This window comes from Streptomyces sp. (genome assembly GCF_036524955.1).
Classification (GTDB): domain Bacteria; phylum Actinomycetota; class Actinomycetes; order Streptomycetales; family Streptomycetaceae; genus Actinacidiphila.
Window position 1 is genome coordinate 21,489 of the sequence record NZ_DATDBG010000155.1, and the last position, 6,000, is coordinate 27,488.

The following is a 6,000-nucleotide window of genomic DNA, read 5'->3' on the forward strand; positions in this document are numbered from 1 at the left end:
CCGCCAGGCCCCCGGCGCGGGCGGCCCCTCTGCCCCGGGCCCTTGCCTGCCAGGCACCCTCTCGCGCCCTTGTCGCGCACCATGCAGCACCCGCGCTACCGCACATCCGTACTGCCCCGGAGGAGATCAGCATGAGCCGCAGTGACGTCCTGGTGGACGCCGACTGGGTCGAGGCCCACATCGACGACCCCAAGGTGGTCGTCGTGGAGGTGGACGAGGACACCTCGGCCTACGACAAGAACCACATCAAGAACGCCGTCCGCATCGACTGGAAGAAGGACCTCCAGGACCCGGTCCGCCGCGACTTCGTCGACCAGGCCGGCTTCGAGGCGCTGCTGTCCGCCAAGGGCATCGCGAACGACGACACGGTGGTGCTGTACGGCGGCAACAACAACTGGTTCGCCTCGTACGCGTACTGGTACTTCAAGCTGTACGGCCACGAGTCGGTCAAGCTGCTCGACGGCGGTCGCAAGAAGTGGGAGCTGGACTCCCGCGACCTGGTCGACGCGGTGCCCGAGCGGGCCGCCACCGAGTACCGGGCCAAGCCGCAGGACACCGCGATCCGCGCCTTCCGGGACGACGTGGTCGCCGCGATCGGCAGCCTGAACCTGGTCGACGTCCGCTCGCCCGACGAGTTCTCCGGCAAGCTGCTGGCCCCCGCGCACCTGCCGCAGGAGCAGTCGCAGCGCCCCGGCCACGTGCCGACCGCCCGCAACATCCCCTGGTCCAAGTCGGCCAACGACGACGGCACCTTCAAGTCCGACGACGAGCTCAAGGAGCTCTACGAGTCCGAGGGCGTCGACCTGGGCAAGGACACCATCGCCTACTGCCGGATCGGCGAGCGTTCCGCCCACACCTGGTTCGTGCTGCACGAGCTGCTCGGACAGCCGAACGTCAAGAACTACGACGGCTCCTGGACCGAGTACGGCTCGCTCGTCGGCGTCCCGATCGAACTCGGCGCCAACTGATTTCCGACCAACCACAGGCGAGGACGAAAACGATATGTGTGGAGCGAAGGCCGGCGGCCCGGATCTGGCAGGCGTGGACGCGGCGAAGGAGACCATCATCCAGGGGTCGGTGACCCGCGACGGCGAGCCGGTCAGCGGGTACGTACGACTGCTGGACGGCGGCGGCGAGTTCACCGCGGAGGTGCCCACCTCGGCGACCGGGCAGTTCCGCTTCTTCGCGGCTCCCGGCACGTGGACGCTGCGCGCCCTGGTCCCGGGCGCCACGGTGGACCGCACGGTCGTCGCCCAGCAGGGCGCCCTGGCCGAGGTGGCCATCGCGGTCTGATTTCTGACGCGCCTCTCGCACTGCTCGGCCCTGGCGGGACTCCCAGGCTTCGAGCCGCTGCACCGGACCCCGTCGGCGGGCACCGAGGGGCCGCACCCTGCGCAAGGGCGCGGTCCCTCGGCCTGTTCTTGGCAGGTGCCCTTCGGACCCTTCCGGCGTACGGTGGAAGTGTGTTGGCAAGGCGTCGTCACCGGTACATCGCCATGATGGGCACTTGCGTGGTGCTCTTCGTCATGGCGTGGGCCGTGGTGCGGTTGTGGTCCGTGCCGGCCGCGATCGGGATGTGTGTGGTGGCGATGCTGATCCCGCCGGTGGCGGCGATCGTGGCCAACCGGCGGGGGCCGGACGACCGCTGGTGGGACGAGCCCTCGGGAGATCCGGAGTCGGACGCGTGGTGGGCCGAGCTGGACGGCAAGGACCCGCAGCGGGACCGCAGGGACCACCACGAGCGGTAGTACCTCTCAGTAGACGAGCGCCTGGACGCCGTCCGGCATGATCTCGCTGACGAAGACCTGCGCGCCGGCGATCCGTACGCCTTCGATGACGTCCTGCTCGGCGATGTCGCGGCGGGCGGCGCACTGCGTGCACAGCGTGACGGTACCGCCCGCGACCACCGCGTCCAGCAGGTCGGGCAGCGGCGCGGAGTGGGGGAGTCCGAACTCGGCGGCCCGGCCCGGGAGCGCGAACCACGCGGACTCACCGGTCAGCCAGAGCGAGACGTTCACCCCGCTGGCCACCGCGACCGCCGCCACCGTGAACGCCTGGGAGCAGCGCTCGGGTGCGTCGGCACCGGCCGTCACCTTGATCACAAGCTTGTTCGCCATGGGGCTCAGCCTAGGCGGGCCCGCGCGGCCCGCGGCGCCGGCCAGTGCCGCGTCAGCCGGGGTTCGGCGAACTCCGGCCGACGCGGCACTAGACTCGATTGCGGCTGTGACCACCCGCCCGCCCGAGGAGTACGTCCGTGCGCATTGAGTACTACTTCGACGCCTTGCTGATCCTGGTCTGCGTGAGCGTCGCCTGGTTCGCGTTCTACGCGGTGAAGAAGCTCTACCAGGGCCAGCGCTGACATGATCGAGATCCCTTCCGACCTGCACCCCGACCTCGTGCCGCTGGCCTTCCTGCTCGGCCGGTGGACGGGCGCGGGCGTCCATGACTTCCCGGGTGCCGAGAAGTGCAACTTCGGCCAGGAGGTGGCCTTCACGCACGACGGCCGGCCTTTCCTGGAGTACACGTCGCACACCTGGGCGCTGGACGCGGAGGGCAACAAGGTCAGGCCGCTGGAGTCCGAGGCCGGCTACTGGCGGATCGACGCCGACCGCAAGGTGGACGTGACCACCACCCGCGACGAGGGCGTGGTGGAGATCTGGACCGGCGGGCTCGCCGAGGGCAAGCCGCAGATCGACCTGGTCACGGACGCGGTCGCCCGGCTGGCCGTCGCCCCGGACTACAGCGGCGGCAAGCGGCTCTACGGGTACGTGGGCGGTGACCTGATGTGGGTGGGCGAGAAGGCCACCCCCGAGGTGCCGCTGCGCCCGTACATGTCCGCGCACCTGAAGAAGGTGGTGGACCCGCGCGAGTGGGTCGCCGATCTCAAGGACCTGCCGGACGACGGGATCGCGTTCTTCAAGTAGGCGCGCGCCCACGGCTCCGCGCGGGGCATCTGCCGCCGCTCCGGCCCGTCAGGCGTCGCTCAGGGTTCGGCTCGGGCCCGCCGACCTACACTGGCCGTGTGGCGACCACGGACTGGAAGAGCGATCTGCGGCAGCGCGGCTACCGGCTGACACCACAGCGGCAGTTGGTCCTGGAGGCCGTCGGCGCCCTGGAGCACGCCACGCCCGACGACATCCTCGGCGAGGTCCGCAGGACCGCCTCCGGCGTGAACATCTCCACGGTGTACCGCACCCTTGAGTTGCTGGAGGAGCTGGGCCTGGTCACCCACACGCACCTCGGGCACGGCGCGCCCACGTACCACCTGGCCGACCGGCACGACCACATGCACCTGGTGTGCCGGGACTGCGACGCGGTGACCGAGGCGAGCGTGGAGCTGGCGGCGCCGCTGCGGGAGGGTCTGCGCGCGGAGTTCGGCTTCGACACCGACATGAAGCACTTCGCCATCTTCGGCCGCTGCCGGGACTGTGCGCGGAAGGCGGCGAGCGGGGACGACGCCGGGCCCCTGCGCTGACCCCCGCGCTGACCCCCGCGCTGACCGTTTCCCCGCCGTCACCCGGCGGCTGGGCGTCCGGTGGGCGACCGCCCCGCCGCCGCCCACCGGACGTACGCTGGACGGCATGACGAAGAGCCCTTTGCTGTCGCTGCCCGGCGCCGTCCCCGCAGAAGGCATGGACGAGGGGGTCGCCGCGCACTACGGCGATCTCTTCCGCGAGCAGCGCGCGCTCGCGGACGGTACCGGCTTCGTGGACCTGTCCCACCGCGGAGTCGTGACGGTCAGCGGCGCGGACCGGCTGTCCTGGCTGCACCTGCTGCTCACCCAGCACGTGGAGAGCCTGCCGCCGCACCGGGCCACCGAGGCGCTGATCCTCTCCGCGCACGGCCACATCGAGCACGCCCTGTATCTGGTGGACGACGGCACCACCACCTGGATACACGTCGAGCCCGGTACGCAGGGCGCGTTGCTGGCCTACCTGGAGAGCATGAAGTTCTTCTACCGGGTGGACACCGCGGACGTGACCGACGACTACGCGGTGGTGTATCTCCCGGCCGGTTCGATCGCCACCGTTCCCTCGGACTGGCCGACGCGCGAGACGCCGTACGGCCGGGACGTCTTCGTACCGCGCGACCGGCTGGAGGCGTTCGGCCCCGCGGCCGGGCCGCCGATCGGCGTGCTGGCGTACGAGGCGCTGCGGATCGAGGCGCACCGTCCGCGGCTCGGGCTGGAGACCGACCACCGGACCATCCCGCACGAGCTGGGCTGGCTGGAGAGCGCGGTCCACCTGCACAAGGGCTGCTACCGCGGCCAGGAGACGGTCGCCCGGGTGCACAACCTGGGGCGTCCTCCGCGCCGGCTGGTCTTCCTGCACCTGGACGGCAGCGAGGTACGGCTGCCCGGCCACGGCGCACCGGTGCGGGTCGCGGAGGACGGCGAGGACGGTCGCGCGGTCGGCTTCATCACGTCCTCGGCGCGGCACTGGGAACTGGGCCCGATCGCGCTGGCGCTGGTCAAGCGGAACACCCCGGAGCACGCCACGCTGCTCGCGGAGCACACAGCGGCGGCGCAGGAGACGGTCGTGGCCCCGTGACTCCGGCCGCGAGCCAGCCCTCGCCGCCCTCGTGGCCGCCCGCCGCCCGTAAACCGCGCCCGCCCGTAAACCGCGCCCGCCCGTAAGGACCGCGGCTTCAGAGCACGGGTCCCTACATCTCGATGAGTACGGTGAAGGGTCCGTCGTTCGTCAGCGACACCTTCATGTCGGCGCCGAAGACGCCGGTCTCGACGGTCGCGCCCAGGGCACGGAGCTGCGCGACGACCTCCTCGACCAGGGGCTCGGCGAGGTGGCCGGGCGCGGCGGCGTTCCAGGTGGGGCGGCGACCCTTCCGGGCGTCACCGTAAAGCGTGAACTGGCTGACGACGAGGAGCGGTCCGCCGACGTCCGAGCAGGACCGCTCCTCGGGCAGGATGCGCAGCGTCCACAGCTTGCGGGCGAGCGCGGCGGCCTTCTCCTTGGTGTCGTCGTGCGTCACCCCGACCAGGACGCACAGTCCCGGCCCCCCGATGGCGCCGACGGTCTCCCCGCCGACGACGACCTTCGCCTCACTCACCCGCTGGGCCACCGCTCGCATGCGGTCATTGTCGCGTGCGGCGGACGCCGCTCCGCATGCGGGTTCAGGGGGCGCGCGGACCGGTTCGCGTACGCCCGGTCGGCCGCCCCGCACTCCTGCCGCCTGGGGCCGTTCGGGTGCGGTGCGCTGCGAGATGCCGGTGGCAAGTGGCAGCATCGACCCCTGGGCGGCGCGGTGCCGCGAGGAGGGGACGACAGGCATGAGCACACCCGCCGCTGGAGAGACTTCCGGCATCGCCGCACCGGCGGTGCCCGCCGCCGTACCGGCGGCGCCCACCAGGAAAGGCCATCGCATGCTGAAGGCCGACGCACTGGGCCCGATGCGCCCGCCCGGGCCGCGCGTTCCGTCCGCGGACCCGACCGCACCCGACGTGGGCGCGCTCGACCTGGCCGCGCTGCGCGCGCTGCGCCGCGACGCGCAGCAGGAGGAGGCCGATTTCTCCTATCTGCGGCGCATGCTGCACGGCCGGATCGACATCCTCCAGGCCGAGCTCCGCCGCCGCGGCGGTCCGGACGCCCCCGTCGTGGACCGCCTCTCCGAAATCCTGGCCGACGGCCCGTCGCGGGTACGGACCTCCGCCCGCCACGTCACCCTCGGCACCCCCCTCACCGAGCCGGTGCGCCGCCTCGCCGAGGAGATGCTCGCCGAAGTCGAACTCTCCGACCTCGCCGCACGCACCGACCCGGAACTCGACGCCGCCATGACCCGCCTGCTCCGCCACGAACACCTCGTCTCCCGCCGCCGGCAGGCCCTCCAGCACACGATCGACGGCTCCTCCGCGGAAATCGCCCGCCGCTACCGCGACGGCGAAGCCCGGGTGGAAGACCTGCTGGCCGACGAGTAGGGACTTCTCCGGGTAACGGGTCCCGGCGCGTCCCGGGGCGCGGCGCGTCGCGGCTGGTCGCGGGGGTT

9 protein-coding genes are annotated in these 6,000 nt (G+C 72.0%); 7 read left to right on the top strand and 2 right to left on the bottom strand.

Translation table 11 applies throughout. From position 1 onward, the window contains the following. Nucleotides 1-131: 131 nt before the first annotated feature. The 3 genes from VIW71_RS12595 to VIW71_RS12605 all read left to right on the top strand — a co-directional run bounded on the left by VIW71_RS12595 (nt 132) and on the right by VIW71_RS12605 (nt 1,748). Nucleotides 132-968, top strand: a complete 837-nt coding sequence (locus tag VIW71_RS12595) for a sulfurtransferase (protein WP_331622211.1) — start codon at nt 132-134, stop codon at nt 966-968. Between the two features lie 34 nt (nt 969-1,002). Further along, a complete protein-coding gene (locus tag VIW71_RS12600; protein WP_331622212.1) occupies nt 1,003-1,293 on the top strand; it encodes a DUF1416 domain-containing protein in 291 nt (96 codons plus the stop codon). Between the two features lie 170 nt (nt 1,294-1,463). Then, nucleotides 1,464-1,748, top strand: a complete 285-nt coding sequence (locus VIW71_RS12605; RefSeq protein ID WP_331622213.1) for a DUF3099 domain-containing protein — start codon at nt 1,464-1,466, stop codon at nt 1,746-1,748. A 6-nt stretch (nt 1,749-1,754) separates the two neighbouring features. Here VIW71_RS12605 and VIW71_RS12610 read toward each other — a convergent pair whose 3' ends face one another. Continuing rightward, nucleotides 1,755-2,117, bottom strand: coding sequence for a DsrE family protein (locus VIW71_RS12610; RefSeq protein WP_331622214.1), 363 nt, complete (start codon nt 2,115-2,117; stop codon nt 1,755-1,757). A 243-nt stretch (nt 2,118-2,360) separates the two neighbouring features. Between VIW71_RS12610 and VIW71_RS12615 the strand changes: the two genes are divergently transcribed. The 3 genes from VIW71_RS12615 (at nt 2,361) to VIW71_RS12625 (ending at nt 4,550) form a co-directional block, all read left to right on the top strand. Continuing rightward, nucleotides 2,361-2,924, top strand: coding sequence for an FABP family protein (locus VIW71_RS12615; protein WP_331622215.1), 564 nt, complete (start codon nt 2,361-2,363; stop codon nt 2,922-2,924). A gap of 98 nt (nt 2,925-3,022) precedes the next feature. Next, nucleotides 3,023-3,475 (top strand): Fur family transcriptional regulator, encoded by a 453-nt coding sequence (locus tag VIW71_RS12620; protein WP_331622216.1) that lies wholly within the window; start codon nt 3,023-3,025, stop codon nt 3,473-3,475. Nucleotides 3,476-3,581: 106 nt separating this feature from the next. After that, the gene (locus VIW71_RS12625; protein WP_331622217.1) at nt 3,582-4,550 is read left to right on the top strand and encodes a YgfZ/GcvT domain-containing protein; all 969 of its coding nucleotides are present in this window, start codon (nt 3,582-3,584) and stop codon (nt 4,548-4,550) included. Nucleotides 4,551-4,662: 112 nt separating this feature from the next. On the opposite strand, the gene dtd is transcribed toward VIW71_RS12625, so the two are convergent. Next, complete coding sequence (dtd, locus tag VIW71_RS12630; protein WP_331622218.1) at nt 4,663-5,088, bottom strand: D-aminoacyl-tRNA deacylase; 426 nt, start codon at nt 5,086-5,088, stop codon at nt 4,663-4,665. A gap of 199 nt (nt 5,089-5,287) precedes the next feature. Here dtd and VIW71_RS12635 point away from each other — a divergent pair, with 199 nt between their 5' ends. Beyond that, nucleotides 5,288-5,932, top strand: a complete 645-nt coding sequence (locus VIW71_RS12635) for an ABC transporter substrate-binding protein (protein ID WP_414720734.1) — start codon at nt 5,288-5,290, stop codon at nt 5,930-5,932. The last annotated feature ends 68 nt before the right edge of the window (nt 5,933-6,000 follow it).